The 17,477-nt window shown below is 60.8% G+C and carries 23 protein-coding genes and 3 pseudogenes; 21 read left to right on the forward strand and 5 right to left on the reverse strand.

The genetic code is table 11. From position 1 onward, the window contains the following. Nucleotides 1–11 precede the first annotated feature (11 nt). Both IVB50_RS00075 and IVB50_RS00080 read left to right on the forward strand, forming a co-directional pair. Complete coding sequence (locus IVB50_RS00075; protein ID WP_018457247.1) at nucleotides 12–956, forward strand: DUF2493 domain-containing protein; 945 nt, start codon at nucleotides 12–14, stop codon at nucleotides 954–956. Nucleotides 957–1,782: 826 nt separating this feature from the next. Then, nucleotides 1,783–2,121 (forward strand): annotated as a pseudogene (locus IVB50_RS00080) (integrase core domain-containing protein); the annotation flags it as partial. A 111-nt stretch (nucleotides 2,122–2,232) separates the two neighbouring features. Here IVB50_RS00080 and IVB50_RS00085 read toward each other — a convergent pair. Then, the gene (locus IVB50_RS00085) at nucleotides 2,233–3,942 is read right to left on the reverse strand and encodes an outer membrane beta-barrel protein (RefSeq protein ID WP_018457246.1); all 1,710 of its coding nucleotides are present in this window, start codon (nucleotides 3,940–3,942) and stop codon (nucleotides 2,233–2,235) included. Between the two features lie 299 nt (nucleotides 3,943–4,241). Beyond that, a complete protein-coding gene (locus IVB50_RS00090) occupies nucleotides 4,242–4,682 on the reverse strand; it encodes a hypothetical protein (protein WP_157643004.1) in 441 nt (146 codons plus the stop codon). A gap of 821 nt (nucleotides 4,683–5,503) precedes the next feature. On the opposite strand from IVB50_RS00090, the gene IVB50_RS00095 reads away from it, so the two are divergent. From IVB50_RS00095 to IVB50_RS00105, 3 genes are all read left to right on the forward strand, one after another. After that, entirely contained in the window at nucleotides 5,504–5,674 is a 171-nt protein-coding gene (locus IVB50_RS00095; protein WP_245288460.1) for a transposase, read from the forward strand. Further along, on the forward strand, nucleotides 5,646–5,858 hold the full coding sequence (locus IVB50_RS00100; RefSeq protein ID WP_245288459.1) for a hypothetical protein: 213 nt from the start codon (nucleotides 5,646–5,648) through the stop codon (nucleotides 5,856–5,858). Before IVB50_RS00095 ends, IVB50_RS00100 begins: the two co-directional genes overlap by 29 nt. A 330-nt stretch (nucleotides 5,859–6,188) precedes the next feature. Beyond that, nucleotides 6,189–6,473, forward strand: coding sequence for a hypothetical protein (locus IVB50_RS00105; protein ID WP_157643003.1), 285 nt, complete (start codon nucleotides 6,189–6,191; stop codon nucleotides 6,471–6,473). A gap of 561 nt (nucleotides 6,474–7,034) precedes the next feature. Here the strand turns inward: IVB50_RS00105 and IVB50_RS00110 are convergent. Further along, nucleotides 7,035–7,226 (reverse strand): hypothetical protein, encoded by a 192-nt coding sequence (locus IVB50_RS00110; protein WP_157643002.1) that lies wholly within the window; start codon nucleotides 7,224–7,226, stop codon nucleotides 7,035–7,037. On the opposite strand from IVB50_RS00110, the pseudogene IVB50_RS00115 reads away from it, so the two are divergent. The 3 genes and pseudogenes from IVB50_RS00115 to IVB50_RS00125 all read left to right on the forward strand — a co-directional run. Next, a pseudogene (locus IVB50_RS00115) lies at nucleotides 7,201–7,406 on the forward strand (IS110 family transposase); the annotation flags it as partial. The gene IVB50_RS00110 and the pseudogene IVB50_RS00115 overlap by 26 nt on opposite strands. An 87-nt stretch (nucleotides 7,407–7,493) precedes the next feature. Next, nucleotides 7,494–7,856: pseudogene (locus IVB50_RS00120) on the forward strand (HU family DNA-binding protein). Between the two features lie 190 nt (nucleotides 7,857–8,046). Further along, a complete protein-coding gene (locus IVB50_RS00125; protein WP_026233331.1) occupies nucleotides 8,047–8,238 on the forward strand; it encodes a hypothetical protein in 192 nt (63 codons plus the stop codon). A 164-nt stretch (nucleotides 8,239–8,402) separates the two neighbouring features. Here the strand turns inward: IVB50_RS00125 and IVB50_RS00130 are convergent, their stop codons facing one another. Then, nucleotides 8,403–8,822, reverse strand: coding sequence for a hypothetical protein (locus IVB50_RS00130; RefSeq protein WP_018457241.1), 420 nt, complete (start codon nucleotides 8,820–8,822; stop codon nucleotides 8,403–8,405). A gap of 414 nt (nucleotides 8,823–9,236) precedes the next feature. On the opposite strand from IVB50_RS00130, the gene IVB50_RS00135 reads away from it, so the two are divergent. Both IVB50_RS00135 and IVB50_RS00140 read left to right on the forward strand, forming a co-directional pair. Beyond that, the gene (locus IVB50_RS00135) at nucleotides 9,237–9,656 is read left to right on the forward strand and encodes a hypothetical protein (protein WP_018457240.1); all 420 of its coding nucleotides are present in this window, start codon (nucleotides 9,237–9,239) and stop codon (nucleotides 9,654–9,656) included. 595 nt (nucleotides 9,657–10,251) lie between these two features. After that, nucleotides 10,252–10,578, forward strand: coding sequence for a DUF736 domain-containing protein (locus tag IVB50_RS00140; RefSeq protein ID WP_018457239.1), 327 nt, complete (start codon nucleotides 10,252–10,254; stop codon nucleotides 10,576–10,578). Nucleotides 10,579–10,782: 204 nt separating this feature from the next. Here the strand turns inward: IVB50_RS00140 and IVB50_RS00145 are convergent, their stop codons facing one another. Then, a complete protein-coding gene (locus tag IVB50_RS00145; RefSeq protein ID WP_247293522.1) occupies nucleotides 10,783–11,025 on the reverse strand; it encodes a helix-turn-helix transcriptional regulator in 243 nt (80 codons plus the stop codon). A gap of 408 nt (nucleotides 11,026–11,433) precedes the next feature. On the opposite strand from IVB50_RS00145, the gene IVB50_RS00150 reads away from it, so the two are divergent. The 11 genes from IVB50_RS00150 to IVB50_RS00200 all read left to right on the forward strand — a co-directional run bounded on the left by IVB50_RS00150 (nucleotide 11,434) and on the right by IVB50_RS00200 (nucleotide 17,437). After that, on the forward strand, nucleotides 11,434–11,697 hold the full coding sequence (locus IVB50_RS00150) for a DUF2285 domain-containing protein (RefSeq protein ID WP_026233330.1): 264 nt from the start codon (nucleotides 11,434–11,436) through the stop codon (nucleotides 11,695–11,697). Nucleotides 11,698–11,827: 130 nt separating this feature from the next. Continuing rightward, entirely contained in the window at nucleotides 11,828–12,037 is a 210-nt protein-coding gene (locus IVB50_RS00155) for a DUF6499 domain-containing protein (RefSeq protein WP_083926468.1), read from the forward strand. Next, a complete protein-coding gene (locus IVB50_RS00160) occupies nucleotides 11,967–12,614 on the forward strand; it encodes a DUF2285 domain-containing protein (RefSeq protein WP_247293524.1) in 648 nt (215 codons plus the stop codon). The genes IVB50_RS00155 and IVB50_RS00160 overlap by 71 nt, the downstream gene beginning before the upstream one ends. A 211-nt stretch (nucleotides 12,615–12,825) precedes the next feature. Then, the gene (locus IVB50_RS00165; RefSeq protein ID WP_018457235.1) at nucleotides 12,826–13,077 is read left to right on the forward strand and encodes a helix-turn-helix domain-containing protein; all 252 of its coding nucleotides are present in this window, start codon (nucleotides 12,826–12,828) and stop codon (nucleotides 13,075–13,077) included. A 15-nt stretch (nucleotides 13,078–13,092) separates the two neighbouring features. After that, nucleotides 13,093–14,208: a replication initiator protein A gene (locus tag IVB50_RS00170; protein WP_018457234.1), complete on the forward strand. Its 1,116-nt coding sequence runs from the start codon at nucleotides 13,093–13,095 to the stop codon at nucleotides 14,206–14,208. After that, entirely contained in the window at nucleotides 14,205–14,843 is a 639-nt protein-coding gene (gene parA / locus IVB50_RS00175) for a ParA family partition ATPase (RefSeq protein WP_018457233.1), read from the forward strand. The genes IVB50_RS00170 and parA overlap by 4 nt, the downstream gene beginning before the upstream one ends. After that, complete coding sequence (locus IVB50_RS00180; protein WP_018457232.1) at nucleotides 14,840–15,103, forward strand: hypothetical protein; 264 nt, start codon at nucleotides 14,840–14,842, stop codon at nucleotides 15,101–15,103. Before parA ends, IVB50_RS00180 begins: the two co-directional genes overlap by 4 nt. Then, nucleotides 15,090–15,608 carry a DUF2840 domain-containing protein gene (locus tag IVB50_RS00185; RefSeq protein ID WP_018457231.1) on the forward strand — a complete coding sequence of 173 codons (519 nt, stop codon included), beginning with the start codon at nucleotides 15,090–15,092 and terminating at the stop codon, nucleotides 15,606–15,608. The genes IVB50_RS00180 and IVB50_RS00185 overlap by 14 nt, the downstream gene beginning before the upstream one ends. After that, on the forward strand, nucleotides 15,605–16,150 hold the full coding sequence (locus IVB50_RS00190) for a S26 family signal peptidase (protein ID WP_018457230.1): 546 nt from the start codon (nucleotides 15,605–15,607) through the stop codon (nucleotides 16,148–16,150). The genes IVB50_RS00185 and IVB50_RS00190 overlap by 4 nt, the downstream gene beginning before the upstream one ends. A gap of 35 nt (nucleotides 16,151–16,185) precedes the next feature. Continuing rightward, nucleotides 16,186–16,521 (forward strand): DUF736 domain-containing protein, encoded by a 336-nt coding sequence (locus tag IVB50_RS00195; protein WP_018457229.1) that lies wholly within the window; start codon nucleotides 16,186–16,188, stop codon nucleotides 16,519–16,521. A gap of 4 nt (nucleotides 16,522–16,525) precedes the next feature. Further along, a complete protein-coding gene (locus tag IVB50_RS00200; RefSeq protein ID WP_018457228.1) occupies nucleotides 16,526–17,437 on the forward strand; it encodes a transglycosylase SLT domain-containing protein in 912 nt (303 codons plus the stop codon). Nucleotides 17,438–17,477 lie beyond the last annotated feature (40 nt).

A 17,477-nucleotide genomic window follows, 5' to 3' on the forward strand; every position in this document is an offset into this window, starting at 1 on the left:
GGAAAGCCGCAATGACCACCGACCACGACGACGATTTCGAGCCGCAGCAAAACTCATCCCCAACCGACCAGGTTCTCCAGGAACTCCAACTCCATGGCTACCGGCCTTTCCAGGACGAGCCCGATCCCCGGCCGCTTCCCGAAGCACAAATCCTCGTCGGCAGCATCTCCGATATCTTCGACGCCCTCTTGCTGGCGTTGTCCGACACCCGCCTTGAACCCGACCTCGAGGACCTGCTCTGGTCGACGGTGAACGTCTTCCACCGTGCCATCGACCGGATCGAGCGCGAACTCGACGACAACGAGCTGGCGCAGCAGCGGTCGCAGCGCGAGCAGGACGGCAGCGAGATCAAATCCGTCGAGCTGGAGCGACTGACGGCAGAAGGGCAGACGCTGATCGAGCGACGAGGCGCCTTCGAGCTGATGCGCGACCAGGCCGCCGACGAGTTCGAATGCCACACCCACTCGAGCTGGCGGCCGCGCAACGGGTCGAAGGTCAACCACCGTAATCTGACATCCGCAATGATTGACAGCCGCGATTTCCTGGCTGCAAAGAAGCGCGCCGACAGCCAGGTGCTTATGCCCGCAGGGCCAAAGGTGGCACTCACCGGTGGACTGGACTTCAACGACCACCGGCTGATCTGGGCCAAGCTCGACCAAGCGCACGCCAAACATCCGGATATGGCCCTGCTGCACGGCGGATCGCCCAAGGGCGCCGAACTGATCGCCGCCAAGTGGGCCGACAACCGCAAGGTCCCGCAGATCGCCTTCAAGCCCGACTGGACGAAGCACGCCAAGGCCGCGCCGTTCAAGCGCAACGATGCAATGCTGCTTGAACTGCCGATCGGGGTCATGCACTTCCCGGGCACGGGCATTCAGGACAATCTTGCCGACAAAGCGAAGACACTTGGAATCCCGGTTTGGAAGTTCGGGCGAAGCGGGCAGGGCTCAAGTTGAGCGCCACAGGGCATTGCGCCGTTCAAACCTGCTCCTGCGACCAGAGTTCCGTGCCGTCGCATATCTGCTCTGCTCGTCACACGCCGGACGTCGCAGGACGAGGCGTTGTGTTCGTGATATCCGAGCGGCGCCTCGGCGATGGGACAGGTGGACATGGAACGGGAACTACGAGCGGCTGTCGAGCGAGCTATTTCCGCCTACGTTGCCGCCCGCGCTCGACGTCTCTCGGCCTCGTAGTGACCGTGAGGGGCTGAATTGCCTGACGGCACCAAGCGCCTTCTTGGCGCCTTCGCCCCTGCCGTCGGGCGTGAGCTGGCTACAACACCGGCCGATTGTACCGCGCCGGTGTTGCCCTGTCCCATTTGCACCGACAGACCGGGCTTACGAATCTTGCGCCGAACAGGGAGTTTCTGAGCGAGGCAAGAGACAAGGAAACACTCGCGATGATCGCCGAGAGATGCCCACGTGTTGCAGACGAAATCAGCAAATCACTGGATGCTTGGGTGCAAACGAGTCGATTGGCCCAACGGGCTTGTCATGGCGATGTCAGGCCGATGTACATGCGGATCGAGGACGAGCGTGTCACATTTTTCGATTTCGATGATTGTGGCCGCGGCCCTCAATGGCTCGACGTGGCGGCCAGCTGGTCAGGAAGACGGGAAGGACCTTGGCCTTAACCTTTTTCGAAGCTCTGATCGCGGCCGTGCCCTGCAAGATCCACACACGGTGCTCACCGACAATGGGATCCAGGTTCGCCTTCCCGCCACGCTGTGCGGACGGCCAGACGGCAAGCTATGTGACGCATAAGTTCGATATGCGATTCCAGGAAAACGCGATCGAAGATCGCCTGACCAAGGTTAAGCATCCCTGGACCAATGCCCAGGTCGAGCGCATGAACCGCACGATCAAGGGACGCGGCCGTCCAACGCTACCATTACGATGACACGTTCAGCTCGAAACTCATCTTGCCGACTTCATCACCGCCGACAACCACGATCGACGGCTGAAGACCCTGAAGGGCCTCACACCCTACGAATACATCTGCAAATGGACTTCCCAGCCACAACGATTCAAGCTCGACCCGCTCCAGCAAATGCCGGGACTAAACACCTCGGTCCAACCAAAATGGCGCAATCGTAAATTGCGCGCGCAGATTCCATGCTGAACGGGATGATCCAGGATGCCGTTGTAGGCAGCCATAGCAATTATCGGATCTTCGCACGCTCGACGTTTGATTCTAGATCAACGTCGAGCGGACGGAGCTGGAGCGAACAGTTCAGTCAAATTTGTAGGAGGCCTGGAAGAACGTGCCCCACCGCTCCATGCGATAGTCCCCGGGAAAGGAGCCGTGAGTAACAGGATAGCGGCCGGCTTCCTCGGCTATGGTTATGAGTTGCTTTCGCTGGTTAGGAGTCCACATGGCCCAATAACGACCACCGACGCCGACGCTGAAGTTCTTGGTGATGAAGTAGGATAAAACTGCCTCGACCTGCACGCCACCGCCACCACTCCCGCGTTGATCGAAGAAGGTCGTGAACGGGCGCAGCAGATGGTTGTCGCGCCCCTGGAAATCCGTCCACGGCAGGTAAGCAACATCGGCACTCATGCGCCAACGATCAAGCAACATGGTCTCAGCACTAAGGCCGATGCGCAGCGCATTCCAATCAGTGTCTTGGCTGCCCACAATCCTTTTATCGCCTCGCGCCAGACATGGAACGTAGGGCGAGGCGATCTGAACGCAGCCTATCGTGTCAGACTTCTGGCCGTAGTAGCTCCAGCCCATAAACCCACCAACCTTGTAGGTGCTGCCGCGCAGAAAATCGTAGCCGGCATCGGCGGTGTAGTACGTGAACCTTCCGTTGGCCTGACCCGATATTGTGTTTTGATAAGCGACGTCCACGCCCCAATCTTCATCGTTCACTTTTCCGTTGTTGAAGCGCCCAACTCCGATATTGCCCTTCAGAAAGATTCCCCAAGGGCTGTCCAGCCGCTCGAACAACTCACCGGAAATCCCGTCCAGCCCATGATAGGTGAGCCTTGATATAAGATCAGTACTCCCGACATCCCATTGAAACCTCCCCCGGCTCAACCACAGCCGTGTGCCGCCTTCCAGCGACCACCCGTCAGCAAGGCCACTGGGCGAGGCGCTGACGGTCGGCTTCGTTGCGTATGGCGGCGTATCTCGCCATCCTGGCGTCTGTGCGAGTGCGTCAAAATGGTAGTTCAGTCCAAGTTTTCCGATGTGATAGCTGCTGGACAGGCCGGTGGTGTTGGCGGGGACGGTTGCCGGCGGCGGATATTGCAGGGTCGGAGGAGTCGCAACACTTGATCCGTTGAACTTCAGATATTCGTACTCAAGGCTCAAGGACCATGCATTCGTGAGTGCTTGCTCGACGCCTACGCCGATGGTGCCACCGACACGACCATCGTCGAAACGGGTGGAGGTCTGTGGCGCCAGGCCAGATGGGTTAGTGCGGCTAGCGAATTCGTTGTTGTTGGCGACAACGCCGATATTGCGCTGCCAGGCCAAGCCCCCCTTGAGATAAACAAGTGTTTGGCCATGCGGGCCGAACGCATACCCAAGGCGACCCGTTCCGGTAGCAAACACACTTGGACCGGCGCTGCAGTTTGCGCTGATGATAGAGCTGGAGGCTGCAAGACAGGTGTTTGTACCGTCTGAGGCAGCGCGACTAGCATCCAGTTCAACGCCGAAAACCCAGCGTTCGCTCTGCCAGTTGTAGCCGATCTGACCTCCCGCCAGGAACACAGGGGTTTGGACAACGTCCCCATAGAGCGACTTGCCATAGGAATCGCTGAATGATGTTTGCCCGTAGCCCCCGCCGACGTGCCCACCGATATATCCTCCGGTCCACCTCCAGACGGCGGGTGGGGCCTTTACTGCCGGCTTAAGATCGGCCGAATTGACGGCACCGCCTGCAACGAGCGCAGCTGTTGTGACGCAGCAAAAAAGAAGTTGGGGTCGCATTTCACCTCACATACACAAAACGCGCGCCAAAACTTGCAACGGCAACTCAATGGCTGGCGTTGGTGGCTCGCTTCCGCGGCGATTGTGGTTTGCAGGATCTAAGCCAACTGATGCAATGCGCATTCGCTGCGGCTTTCGATCGCCATGTTGTCTCAGCAACAAGATCGGTTAGTTTTGTAACAGGCGGCGTGTCCAGGACCGGACACGAAACGCATGCTGCACGGCTTCGACCGATTGAATAGATGGATGCTCTCGAAGAGCCTTTCTCCTGCTCCACGCCCCCTGGGCTGTCGTACTTCTCAGTCGTTTCGGAGGACGCCCGCGAAGCCGATGAGGACACACGCAGGCGACGAGTTCGTAGACGGCGTCGCTCCGTCAACGAACGCAGCAGTGTTCGCAAAGCAGCTCGGCAATGAAGTGCATCTTGGGGAGCAGGGCGTCCTCCATCGGCTCATGCGCAAGCCATACAAAAAGCGGATGAGAATGCCATCGATGCTCGATCGCACCTCGCCGACATCGAGCGCCGGCTCACGGGCGAACCTCGCCTGACCGCGCGGGCGCTTCTCGGTCGCCTCCCTGAACAACGTCCTGATCAGTTCCATCCGCCGCAGCACACCATCGTGCAGCGTTTGTTGCGATCGCTCAGACGCAAAGCAGCCGAGACGATCATCCAGCGCACGGCTGGTGCGCCACTGGCCGGTGATCCCGGGACTGAAGCCGCCGCTGCGTGTGACGGGCACTTCGCGAGGGTCCCAGTCCCTTCGATCCTGCCAGTCCGAGCTACGTCTGCCAAGCGAAAGTAGGATCCTCAGGTGAGGCACTACAGGGTCAAATTTGCAAACGATGACGTTATTGCGTCAGCACTCGCGGCCACGAAAGCTCCGTTCTTGTCGAGCTCTCGTAACCAAGATTCGGAGGAGCTGTCATGAGGCAATACGGCCTGGATGTCTCGCAAAGAGAGACTTCTGTTTGCGTGTCAACGAGACTGGTCGAGTGATCTTTGAAGGAAAGGCCAAGTCTGATCCCGGCGATCTGTCCAAGCTGCTTCCCAACCTGCGCCATTGGCGGATGGTACTGGCTTCGAGACGGGCGCGATGGCAAGCTGGCTTTCTCACGAGCTTCGTAGGGTTGAAGTCCCCATCGTTTGCATCGAGCAAGGCATGCACACGCAGCACTGTCGGTCGCATGAACAAGAGCGATCGGAATGATGCTCGGGGCCTTGCCGAACTGGGGGCGGGTTGGGTGGTATCGAGAATTCAAAATCCAGAGCGAGGAGAGCCACAATGTTCGAGCGATACTTGTCGCGCAATTCGCCTTGTGTCCATGCGCCGGATATCGAGAACCAGGACCCCAGTCTGATGAAGAAATGTGGGTTGCTATTCCCTTGCGCGATTGGCCAACAGTTCTTAACCAGCTCGGGGAGTTATCGGGCGAAGATCATCGACTCCTCAACATGATCGAGCCACTCCTGTCAATTCATGAGCATATCTGCCAGCAGCAGATCAAATTCGACGAGGAGGTCCGCCGATCTGGGAAGTCTGACGAGACGACGCCTCGCCTAATGACGGTTCCTGGTGTTGGCCTGGTGACTGCCGTGACCTTCCGCCATACGATCGATGACCCGCCCCTGCGATCGGCCTCGACAGTCAGTGCCTATCTCGGCCTCACACCTCTGCGCAACCAATCTGGTGAAACTGACACTAGTGGCAAGATATCTCGATGGGGCGATTGAGTTCTCCAAATCTACCCTGTTTAAGGCAGCGACCGTCCTTCTCTATCGGACCAAGCAATGGTGTTCCCTCAAGGCCTGGGGAATCGCGAAGCGGGTCGGTATGAAAAAAGCAAAGGTCGCCATTGCGCGCAAGATCGCTGTGATCCTCCACGGCATTTGGGTCTATGGCACGCCGTTCCACTGAGGCCACGCGCCGGCCTGACATTATTTTGCAAGTTCCTGACCCGGTTCGCCGGGCCCGGCGATGTCCCGCTGGGCGGTGGTCGTGGTGACCTCGGTCAATCGGCTGTGGGGGCTCGCCCGCACGCCATTGCAAACGATGAGGCACCCGATCCGGACATCATCATGAGGCGCTTGCGACCTTCGGAAAGGACCATGACCCCAGCGGCGCGCAGCTGAGGCGAGTAGGTAATGGCTAATCGGTCCAGGACTACGAGCTGGCTATCGATCTACCAGTCGCGCTCGCCCCGTCTCCGCAACCTCAACCCGCTCCAAGGGGTCGAGCGCTATCGTCTTGCCGAATGGCTTCAAAAAGAGAATTGGCATCAATCCGCAATTAAAAGGCCGATTGACACAACCATCGCCGACATGGACGCGACTCGCGTTGCTGCTGCGCAGGGGAGCACTTGGCGGTACTGGAGGGGAGCCTGGACGGCCTGACCACGCGCCAGATTGCGGCGGCGAACGGGTGGACGACGGCAAGTCCAGCGAGCGCAAGGCCTTGGTAGCGCAGGATTTTCACTTTGAGGCGTTGGTTGGCGATGGAGCAAAAGCTCGCGGCCTGACAATGAAATCATGATCCAGCCAAATTGAGACCGAAATCGCCAATCACATCTCCCGCGCCCTCGAGCGGGAGAGATGAGAGACGTGACGAAAGAGCGCCGAAACAGGGGTATTCGCATAGCCGAGATCGTTATTGATGGTTCTCCGATGCGCTGTAAGGTGCGCCATCTCACGGCTTCCTCCGCAATCGTTCAGACCTTGGATGCGCCTTTTATGCCAGCCGCTTTCGGTCTGCGCATTCCGAGCGTTGGACGTAATTTTTATTGTTCCGTCATCTGGCGTGACGGGCGACGGTTGGGCGTGACATTTCTCAACTAACCGCCAATTTCTTTTGTAGAAAGACGTTCCTACGCTGAACTCGGACGGTATTCAATTGTAGGCAGATTTCTTTCTCGACGCGACGATGCATCACTCGCGCGGGTTCGATCCCCGCGTAATTGGCCGGACTGAGGGCCTTGCGGACCTCTGTGCGGCTCTCATTTTTACCACACCCATCGACATTGTTGATTGAGGAGAAGGATACATGACGAGGCTCGCCGACGTGCTCGAGCTATCGAGTCACTGGGCTTCGATCCTGCTAGAGCCAAACATGAGCAGATCGTCCTTCCATGTCCCATCCGAAGGCATTGATCGTCAGAACGGCAACAAGAAATGGACCTCGCTGATGAGAATGCCAAGAACGAGCGTGGGCCAGCGTCATCTTACCCAACTCCTCATCGGCGAAGCCGACCAAGTTTCCTTTAACAACGCTGCGACTGGCGCCGATCAACAAGGTCTCCGGCGGCCGAATGCTCTCGTCCCGAACGCGCCGATCAGGCGGCCGGGGGGCGGCGCTTCTCCACGCGTGCCGCCGTGACCGTCGGTCGTACAGACACCGCTCGGCGGGTTTTATGGACGGCTCTCTGGGCGCATCGGCAAGGAGAAGGCCGTGACCGCCACGGCCCGCAAAGGCAAGTGGCCATGGATCGCATCCTGCGCTGTTTCGACGAAGGTGTCGAGGAATGATCACCCGCAAATTCCGTGGACGCCATTGCCAATGATAAGGTCGGAACTCGTTGAGCGTATCGCCGGTCGAAATCCGCGCCTTTATCAGCGTGACGTCGAGAACATTGTAAATGCAATCCTGGGCGAGATCGTCGCTGCGCTCGCGCCGTGATCGGGTTGAGCTTCGAGGATTCGGAGTGTTTTCTGCCAAGCAACGGCCGGCGCGCATCAGCAGAAATCCGCGAACGGACGCGCTCGTGCAAGTCGACAAGAAGCGCTTCCGCTCTTCAAGGCCAGCAAGGAAATGCACGACCGACTAAACAGTGAAGCCAGACCGAAAGACAGCAACTTTGCCGTCCAAGGCGGTCTGAGGGCGTCCGGTAGTCTAAGTGGCCGGGCTGAGCTGGTGTGGTGAATAAGCAACGTTAATATTGCTTTCGCAACCGCAAGCGTCGTTGATGCTCCACAAATCTCAATAGAGGAGGCAATCTGGCGTCGGTACCGGGGCTGGACTACATTGGGTCTTATTAAGTTATTTCCCGGGGGAGCCGCGGATCAGATCTGCGACTCCATTTTACTCCATGAATGTCTTTGAGAAGATATCGATGGCCATCCAGGATTTAAGTGACGCAAGCGTCCATAAACTCTACGAAAATATTCGGCAGCAAGTTGCGGCCGATCTGCGCCTAGGCAGCAAACATCGTCTGTTGGGCGAGACTGCGAAACGAGAAGCGCTGCGCCTTGAGGAAGAACTGAAGCGCCGTCGAATTCCGTATACCCCCATCAGTTGGGGCTGACGCTCGATCCAAATGAAGCCGGCGCGAGCCGCCGCGACACGTGATCAATCTGATGAGGATTGAAGCCGTCCTGCCCGGTCCTCGATGGTGGGAATACCTTGGCGCTGCTAGGTATCAAACGCAGCCCAGATTCTCCGCCCATTCAGCGCTCCCGCGCCTCCGTTTCATCGCCTGCGCCGCGCAATCTCGTCAGCGACTGCGCTCGTGGCGCGCACCAGCCGCTCATGCAGAGTCTCGAACATGTCGAGAATCTCATCATTGGATTCATTCCTGCCTTCTTCGATAGCCTCGGCAACCAGTTCGTCGAGAGGCGTCTCCTTCAATTGACCTTTCTCGAGCAGGTGTTCAAATAGTCCGTCGCTGTCGGGCTGCGGCTGGATGCGGCCGTCGGAGTTGCACCAAACCCCGATTGTCTGATGCCTCATAACGGCTTGCTCAACCATCTCCGCCTCCAGTGGGATCAACGTACCCCACGCCTCATCCTCCTCATCGACGAATCCCGCCACGTACATCTGTTGCTCCTCAGCGTCCTCATCGCGAGGGCGGAAGAACGGCGTAAGGACGATTTGAGGGGATTCTGCCATAACAATCTCTCCAAGAGGTTCAAGCACTAGTTGCATTGGTACATGGCAGTATCAGGGCCTGCGCCGACACGCCAGCTCATCCAAAAACTGCAAACTGTGGGAGCGGCGGTCGGCGACCCACAAACAATTCGTTCTCTCATTCATCGCTCTGGCGGATAAACTATTCTGGCGTGCAACGTGATCGAAGTGGACGACTTCTGTCATCTCCTGTGGTCATGGTTGTGCCCACCTGCGCATAGGTAAGAATTCGACCCGTTCCAATGATGAAGGACCCGAGCATCGTGGAGGTCGGGCGGCGGAAATCCCACAGGATTTCCGCTCGCGATCACAGTCGTCTCCGCTATACTCGGGCATGCGCCGTGGTGGTGGTGGAAGGCGCGACCGTCAGACCTCTATCTCACGGAGCCCACCGCTATGATCATCTTCGGACCGCTGCTCGTCATCACCGGCATTGGCTTCTTTTGCTGGCTGCTGTTCACCCTTGCTGTCTTTGCGCTCCCGTTTTTCGTCGGCCTCACGACCGTCGTCTGGGCCTTTCATACCGGCGCCGGGGTGGTCGGCTGCATTGTCTTAGGCCTCGTCGCAGGCGGCGCGACTTTCGGCATCGGCCAGCTTGCGCTCGCCTATGTGCCGTGGACCTGGCTCCGGCTGCTGATCGTCGTCCTCTACGTCGCGCCCGCCACTGTCGCCGGTTACAGCGCCACCCACGGAATTGCGCTGATGGCGGTGCCTGCACCGATCTGGCAGGCGATCTTTCCAGTCGTGGGCGCCATTGCCGTCAGCATCACGGCGTTCATCCGGATCACTGGAATGACCGCCGGACCTGCCGGGTAATGGCAGGGGGCATTGTAGCTTCACGTCGGCGGACGGGATTGGATCAGATGTACGGAACGCTCTCGGTTTTCATCGCCGAGTCAAATGCGCGCGTCGAAGCTCGAGCAATCTCCACAAGGCCAGCTTCGTCACGCCCTCATGGCGGTATGGACCAAGCCGTCACCTCTCAAATATCGGCCGACAACGGATGTGAACGGGCCGTCCCCGCCGAGGCGCGATCTCGAACGCCAAATCCGTCCATTGCTGACAGGAGAGGGCGCCTGTCACCATCGAACTCATTCGCCGGGCTCTCGGTGCGACCGAAATCGCCACGTTCTCCTCGATATCAGCTCTGTCCGGCCGAGCGCACCGAACGGCCTCTTTGATGGATTGATCTGGCCGAAGGCCGGCTGAAGCCTCGATCGCCTAAGGCGCAACAGCGGCGTCACAACTTTCTTCCCCTGCCGGCTGCGCCGTCATTCCTCGCGCGAGACAAGAAAGGTCCTCCTTTGCTGTCGAGCCCCTTCGGGGTGCGCCGTCGATCGCCTCCGGCCCTTCGATCACCATCGAGGCCGCAAGGTGCGGGCTCGGAAAACAGAGATCAAGGAGAACTTCCATGGCGACCATCGGCACCTTCAAGAAGACCGGCAACAACGAGTTCACCGGTGAAATCGTGACCCTCTCGCTCCAGACCAAAAACGTCCGGATTGTCCCCGAGACCAATCGGTCTGGCGAGAACAGCCCCAGCCAGCGCGTCTATGCAGGCCGGGTTGAGATCGGCGCCGCCTGGGCCAAGCGCTCCAACGAGGGCCGCGATTATCTCGGCCTCAAGCTCGACGATCCGAGCTTCACCGCTCCGATCTTCGCCAACCTCTTTGACGACGAGGAGGGCGAGGGCTTCAGTCTGATCTGGTCTCGCCCCAGCCGTCGCAACGGCGACTGAGCCGATCCACAATGCCTCGCCCGGCTGGTCCGGGCGGGGCATCACCATCCGCCAGGTGTGCCGGGCGGGCTTGCAATGAACGGCAAGGGAGCAGTTGGGTACGGCGGAATAGATCCCGGTCAGCAGCGCGAGGCGGTCACGGTTTGACTGGACACGTTTCGTTGGCCTCCAATGCGCTCGACAATGTCCTGCCAGCTCAAGTCGTCAAGTGGCCCGCTTTCCGCGTAGCGTGCCGCGCGCTTTCTTCTGCAAGAGATCCGCTGCTTCGACCCCTAATTCACGGGCAAGTCGATCGAGAACGTCAATGCTGGCTGCATACCGGCAGCGTTCGAGTGAACTGATGTAACCGCGATCAATTTCGGCGCGATGGGCAAGCTCCTCCTGAGACAGGCCTGCGGCCTGCCGATGCTTTCTCAAATTGCGCGCCAGAATCTCCCGTATCTCCATGGAGATGAGAGAGGTCTATTGAAGAGTATTTCACCACGGAGTATTCTCTACAATCGGCACGGCAGTCCCCAATGAACGAAGCTGCTGATGTGCCTCAAGCCCGAACCGAATGCATGATGAAACGTTGGCGATCAGCGCGGGGGGGCAGACGGTACGGACTACGTACCGCCGAGGGCGTCAGCAGGATGCCGAATCGGGTTGCGATTTCGTGCCAGGCGCGCTCAGCGAGCGCCGGTTCACGATTTAGAGAGCGCCGGTGCCTCGCGAGCCATCGTTCGCCGCTTGCGGGCACACCGTGATGCGGCCTATGCATCACGGTGGAGGTCGCGCGACATTTCGCGACGTTGCGAAGTTCCCGCCGTCAAATGAATGTCCGGCATTGCTTTGAGGCTGACGGAGATGATTGCAATGAACGAACTGCCATTTCAGGACCGGCCGCCACAAACCGATCGCGTGAACGCCTACGATGAGAAACATCTTGCAATCTACGTCCGGTTGTTAATGGCCGAAGAAGAGGGCGCCGACTGGCGTGAGGTCGTCGAAGTGCTCTTTGGCCTTGATCCATCCCGAGAACCCGATCGCGCCAAGATCGTCCATGACAGCCATCTGGCCCGCGCGCGATGGATGACGGACGCCGGATATCAGCATTTATTGGAGCCGCGGATGCAGTGAGCTGCCCTGTCACGCAAGTTGCGATCACGCGTGATGCAACTTCGAGGTCTAGCTTGCCTGCCCCTCTTTTCTGATCCTGCCGTGGCCTTCGCTGGGGAGCGCGGAACGTGAAGAAGCAAGAGGACACACTATGCCCACGCAGTATTGGCGCTCGCCGGAGACGATTGAACGCCTGAATCGTCTCGAACGCCCGGGCTTTGCCCTCGAGTTCCTTCGCCGCAACGCTGACTATCGCCGCGACTTCGCTCGTGCACAGCGCCAGATCACGCGTGAGGGGGCTGATCCCAAGACTGTCCGTTCCGAGCTTGCACGTCGTTGGAGGTTACGGTGTCGCCCATGACCCCGCCTCTCCCGTTGGACTTGAACCCACCATTTGGCTGCCGCAGGTATCGCCGGGAACGCTGATCCTGGAGCCGGCGCCTTCCGGATTCGATATCGCCACGTCGGTCGGTCGTAACGTCCTCGGGGAGCCGCTTATCGAGCGGATCGATGCCGACGGACGTGAGCTGGTGATCACAGACGGATCAGGCGAGCTCCACTTGCTCATGCGAGACGAGCAGGCTGCGCGACGTCCTGCTGTGCTCGTGCCGCTCGACAGCATGGGCGAACTGCGGCTCGAGGTGGCGCTAAACTTCGTTCGTCGCCTTGGGGGCCAGCGCATCGCTCTTCTGCCGGCGGCTCTACGGCTGACGTCCTTTCAGAAACGGCGATTGATCCAGCTCCTTCACGCCTTCGACGTCCACGACCTGGGCGGCGGCCCGCGCGAGGTGGCCGCAAAGGTGCTAGCTTCCGATCACGCGCGGCGTCGTTCGGTCGAGTGGAAGGATTCGCACGCCCGCCGCAAAGCAAACCGCCTCATTCACGATTCGATCGCCCTGGTCGAGCGAGGTTACCTGAAACTCCTGCGCGGCTTCTGACGCGCGCGTCAATCCTCCACGCAATCGCTACAATCACCCCCGTTTGCGCCGCGCCCCGCCGGCCATGTTGCAGCTCGCGTTGTCGCGGCCGAAAGGGGGACACGCACCTGCAAGTATTTTCGTCCACCCCCAACGCCTGAACTCTCCGCCACTTTGGCCCCGACATGCCGCGACTTGGCCGCGGCGCTTTGAGGCAAGACGGAGATCTCCCATGCTCGATCTGACCGCGCAGCTTACCACGCGCTACGTGCGCACCCCCGAGGCCGCGCGCCTCCTTGGCCTGTCGCCGCGCACGCTTGAGAAGTACCGCTGCCATGGCAACGGCCCGACCTTCCGCAAGCTGGGCGGCCGCGTCGTCTACGCCATCGGCGATCTCGAAGCATGGGCCGATCAGGCCGCCTGCACCTCAACGTCGGACCCTCGCTACGTCGAGGCCCGCGCCGCGAGCAATGCGCATCGCTGAAGGCAGCGTTCACCCATGTCGTCGCGCCGCCTCCTTGTGCCGAGCGAGCGAAGCAAGCTCGATCCGTTCGTTATCGCCACGGGCGATGCCAGCCCGCGCGATCAGCGTGACTTGATGGAGCGGCCATTCTTCTCGCTCGCGAAGGCCAAGCGCACGAGGCCGATCCTCTACCAGGCCGGCGACGTCAGCGTCGAAGTCTATGCGGTTCCCGAGCACGGCATGGCAACGATCTGGGACGCCGACGTTCTGATTTGGGCCGCCAGCCAAATTGTCGAGGCTGAGAACCTCGGTCTGAAGACCTCGCGTTTCCTGCGCTTCACGCCCTATCAGCTTCTGATCGCAGTCGGCCGGCAGACCGGGGCGCGCGACTACAAGCTCCTGAAGGGGGCACTGGCCCGCCTCCAGGCGACCGTTATCCGTACCACCATCCGGCAGGGCGAACATTGGCGGCGCCACCAATTCTCGTGGATCAACGAATGGGAGGAGTGCGCGAGGGCCGACGGTCGCGTTGAAGGCATGGAGTTCGTCCTCCCCGACTGGTTCTATCGCGGCGTCATCGATCGCTCCCTCGTTCTCACCATCGATCCGGCATACTTCAGCCTGACCGGCGGGATCGAGCGTTGGCTGTACCGCGTCGCGCGCAAGCATGCCGGCCGCCAGCCGAGAGGCTGGCTGTTCGAGGTCGCGCATCTTCACGAGAAATCCGGCAGTCTCGCCAAGCTCGCTGACTTCGCCTTTGATCTCCGCCGGATCGCTGCGCGTCAACCGTTGCCAGGCTACTGCCTGAGCATCGAGCGCAAGGATCGGCGCGAGCTATTGCGTATCCTGCCGAGCAAGCCATCCACAGCTCCTGTGGATGGCGCTGTGAATCAGCTCGGGACTTCGGGCGTTCGCACGATCGGGACTTCGGGCGTGCCCGTATCGGGATTCCGGGAGTGCAAACCACAGCTAACGCTTTGGCAAGACGCGACGATCCCGGAACGTAACTTAGAGTCTAACTTAGAATCTAACTGTTGTAGTGGGCCGGTGCGTGTTGCGGATAACGCCGCCGCGAGCGCTGAGCCGCGAACCAAGCATTCAAGAGAACAATCTCCACCGCTTTCCGGCCGTAAGACGGGAGGCCAGCGATGATTGTCGCGTTGCTCAACCAGAAGGGCGGTGTCGGCAAGACCACGCTCGCCCTGCACCTCGCCGGCGAATGGGCGCTGCACGGAAAGCGCGTGACGCTAATCGATGCCGACCCGCAGGGCTCGGCATTGGACTGGTCGCAGCAACGGGCGCGGGAGAACGTCGTGCGGCTGTTCGGGGTCGTTGGCCTTGCTCGTGACACGCTCCATCGCGAGGCGCCGGAGATCGCGCGCGCCGCCGATCACGTCGTCATTGACGGACCTCCGCGCGTCGCCGGACTGATGCGCTCGGCGCTATTGGCGGCCGACCTCGTGCTGATCCCCGTGCAGCCATCGCCGTTCGACGGTTGGGCATCCGCCGAGATGCTGGACCTGCTGCGGGAGGCCCGCATCTATCGTCCGCAACTCGCCGCCCGCTTTGTGCTCAACCGCTGCGGCGCACGCACGATCATTGCCCGTGAGACAGCTGAAACACTCGCCGATCACGATCCGCCGGTGCTTACCAGCACCATCGGTCAGCGCGTCGTCTTCGCGGATGCCGCGCAGTCCGGCCGGCTCGTCTTCGAATTTGCCGACGAGAGCGCAGCTGCCCGCGAGATCGCCGCGCTCGCCTCTGAAGTTGCGAGGTTCTCACCATGAGCGAGCGCTCCATCAAGCGCGGCTTCGCCTCACGTCCCGGCGATGCCGAAAGCTGGATCAAAGCCAACGACGCGTTGCCGCGCCGCATGGAAGACGCGCCGGCATTCACCGCGCGTCTGACCATCGACGTCACGCTAGCGCTGCGCGGCCGCATCAAGGTCGCCGCGTTCCAGCGCGGCATCACCGTCGCCGACATGCTCCGCGAGTTGCTAGCGCGCGAGTTCCCACCGACACCGGAGAGCCGTCATGAACGACAATGAGGCCTTGCCGCCGCGTGCCGTGCCATCCTCCCATCGGCGCGGCGTCGCGCTCACACATGTCGAACTGACCTGGATCGAGAAGAGGATCGAGCACTGGCTGCGGTTCGGCCACCGCGCCGAAGAAAGGATCCTCGACCGCCGCCGCAGCGTTTCAAGTTTTGCACCCGGCAGCATCTTCGGCTTCGTCCGCTGGGCGTCGAACGACTATGGCACGGTGGTCTCGCGCATGGACATCGTTCGTGCCGTGGAGAGTGGCCAGCGCTATCAGACGCTGCCTTTCGTGCGTCCCGGCGGCGAGATCCTGCTGCGCGTCGATAGCTGGCCGAAGGTCGAGCGCGTGTTGCAGGCGGTCGATGCCATTGAGGCACTCGCCATCGATCCGGCCGACGCCGCGCCCGAATACTGGCGCCATCTCCACAACCGCCTCGCCGCCGGCAACGTGCCACGCGCCTACACGCGCGAGCAGCACGTTGCCTGGCTCAAGCGCCGGAGCGTCACGCCATGACTCGCTTCGGTTACGTCGTGATGACCTACATTGCGGTGCTCGCCGGCTGTGGTTTGGCGTTCGTTGATCCCGCGCCGCGGCTGATCTGGAACGCCACCGCAAGCACGCCGACAGGATTTTACACGCTGCATCCCGTTGGAGAGCTGCGCGATTTGGAACTGGTCGTGGTGCGGCTCCCAGAACCGATCGCGAACTTCCTCGCCGATGGCGACTTCCTGCCAAAGAGTGTGCCGCTTCTGAAGCATGTGATGGCGCTGGCCGGGCAGACCGTGTGCCGGTCCGGCGACGCCATCACCGTGGATGCTGTCGATGTCGGCGCAGCTCACGATCGCGACCATCTCGGCCGTCCGCTGCCGCGTTGGAGCGGATGCACAACCCTTCAGCCGGGTGAGGTCTTCCTCATGAACCCGACTGTCCCGGACAGCCTGGACGGCCGCTATTTCGGCTCACTGCCTGCAAGCTCGATCGTCGCGCGCGCGGTCCCGCTTTGGACTGATGAAGCCGGCGACGGTCGTTTCGTCTGGCGTGCCGTCACCCATTGACCCGCATCCCAACCCAGCAAGCAAGGAGATTTCCCATGGCGCAAATCGGTCAGTTCACTCGCGAGAAGTCCGGTTTCACCGGACGCATTGAAACGCTGTTCTTCGAACGGATTCTCACCCTCGTCCCGGCCGAATCCTCGGATGCCGAGAACGCGCCCGACTACCGCATTCGGCTCGGCGATGGCGAAGGCCCGGAGATCGGCGCGGGCTGGAAGCGTACCGGCGAAAGGGCGGGCGACTATGTTTCGCTCATCATCGACGATCCCACGCTGCCGCGGCCGATCCGGGCCAATCTCTTCCAGTCGAGTGAGGACAAATCGGTCTGGACGCTGAGCTGGAATCGTCAGCCCCAGCGCGCCGAGCGGGACTGATCGCATGCAGGAATCCGTCACGCGTGCTGGCTGCAAGGCGCATCAAGGCTCCATCTCTTTGTTCGTGTCGTCTCCTCGCCTGATCCCCCTCAAGCACCAGTCGGCGGTCGCGCGCGGCCGTCAATGGCGACCGCAGGTTGGCGCACGGAGCACGCTTTCGACGGGCACGAGCTCTGCGGCTTGCTCACGTCACGGCGGAGACCGAGCAGGCTTTGCCGTCATCCTGCTTGCCGGCCTGCTGGTGATGGGTGGGCCAACGGCGGCGGCGCAGGAAGCACCAATCCAACGTCAACAGGTGAGCGAGCGCTATGCCACTCATGTCGCGGAAGCCGCGCAGCGCTTCGGCATTCCGGTGGACTGGATCCGCGCCGTTATGCGGATCGAAAGCGGTGGCGATCGGCGCGCAGTGTCACCCAAAGGCGCGCTTGGCTTGATGCAACTCATGCCGAAGACCTGGACGGAGATGCGCGTGCGCTACGGCCTCGGACATGATCCCTTCGATCCGCATGACAACATCTTTGCGGGCACAGCTTTCCTTCGCGAGCTGCACGACCGCTACGGCTCGCCGGGATTCCTCGCGGCCTATAATGCTGGTCCCGGCCGCTATGAAGACTACCGCGACCGACATCGTCCGCTGCCCACCGAGAGCGTCGCCTACGTTGCTGCCGTCGTCCCTTTTGTCGATGTGGAGAGCACGCCAGGAGCTCTCCTCGTCGCGGCCTCTTCTCGTTCATCCTGGACGCGGGCTCCGCTGTTTTTCACCCGCGCTGACGGACTGTCTTCCGCGACACGGGCGGCATCTGATCGACCGACGACCGACAAGCCGGCTGCGGTTCCCGTGCACGATCTCTCGGCCATCGCACCGCAGTCGAATGGCCTATTCGTCGCACTCTCGACAACAGGAGGATCGCGATGACTGCACGTTGTCATCAGCATAAGGAACGACGCTCGCCCGT

Source organism: Bradyrhizobium sp. 87, from assembly GCF_023073015.1.
GTDB lineage: Bacteria > Pseudomonadota > Alphaproteobacteria > Rhizobiales > Xanthobacteraceae > Bradyrhizobium > Bradyrhizobium canariense_D.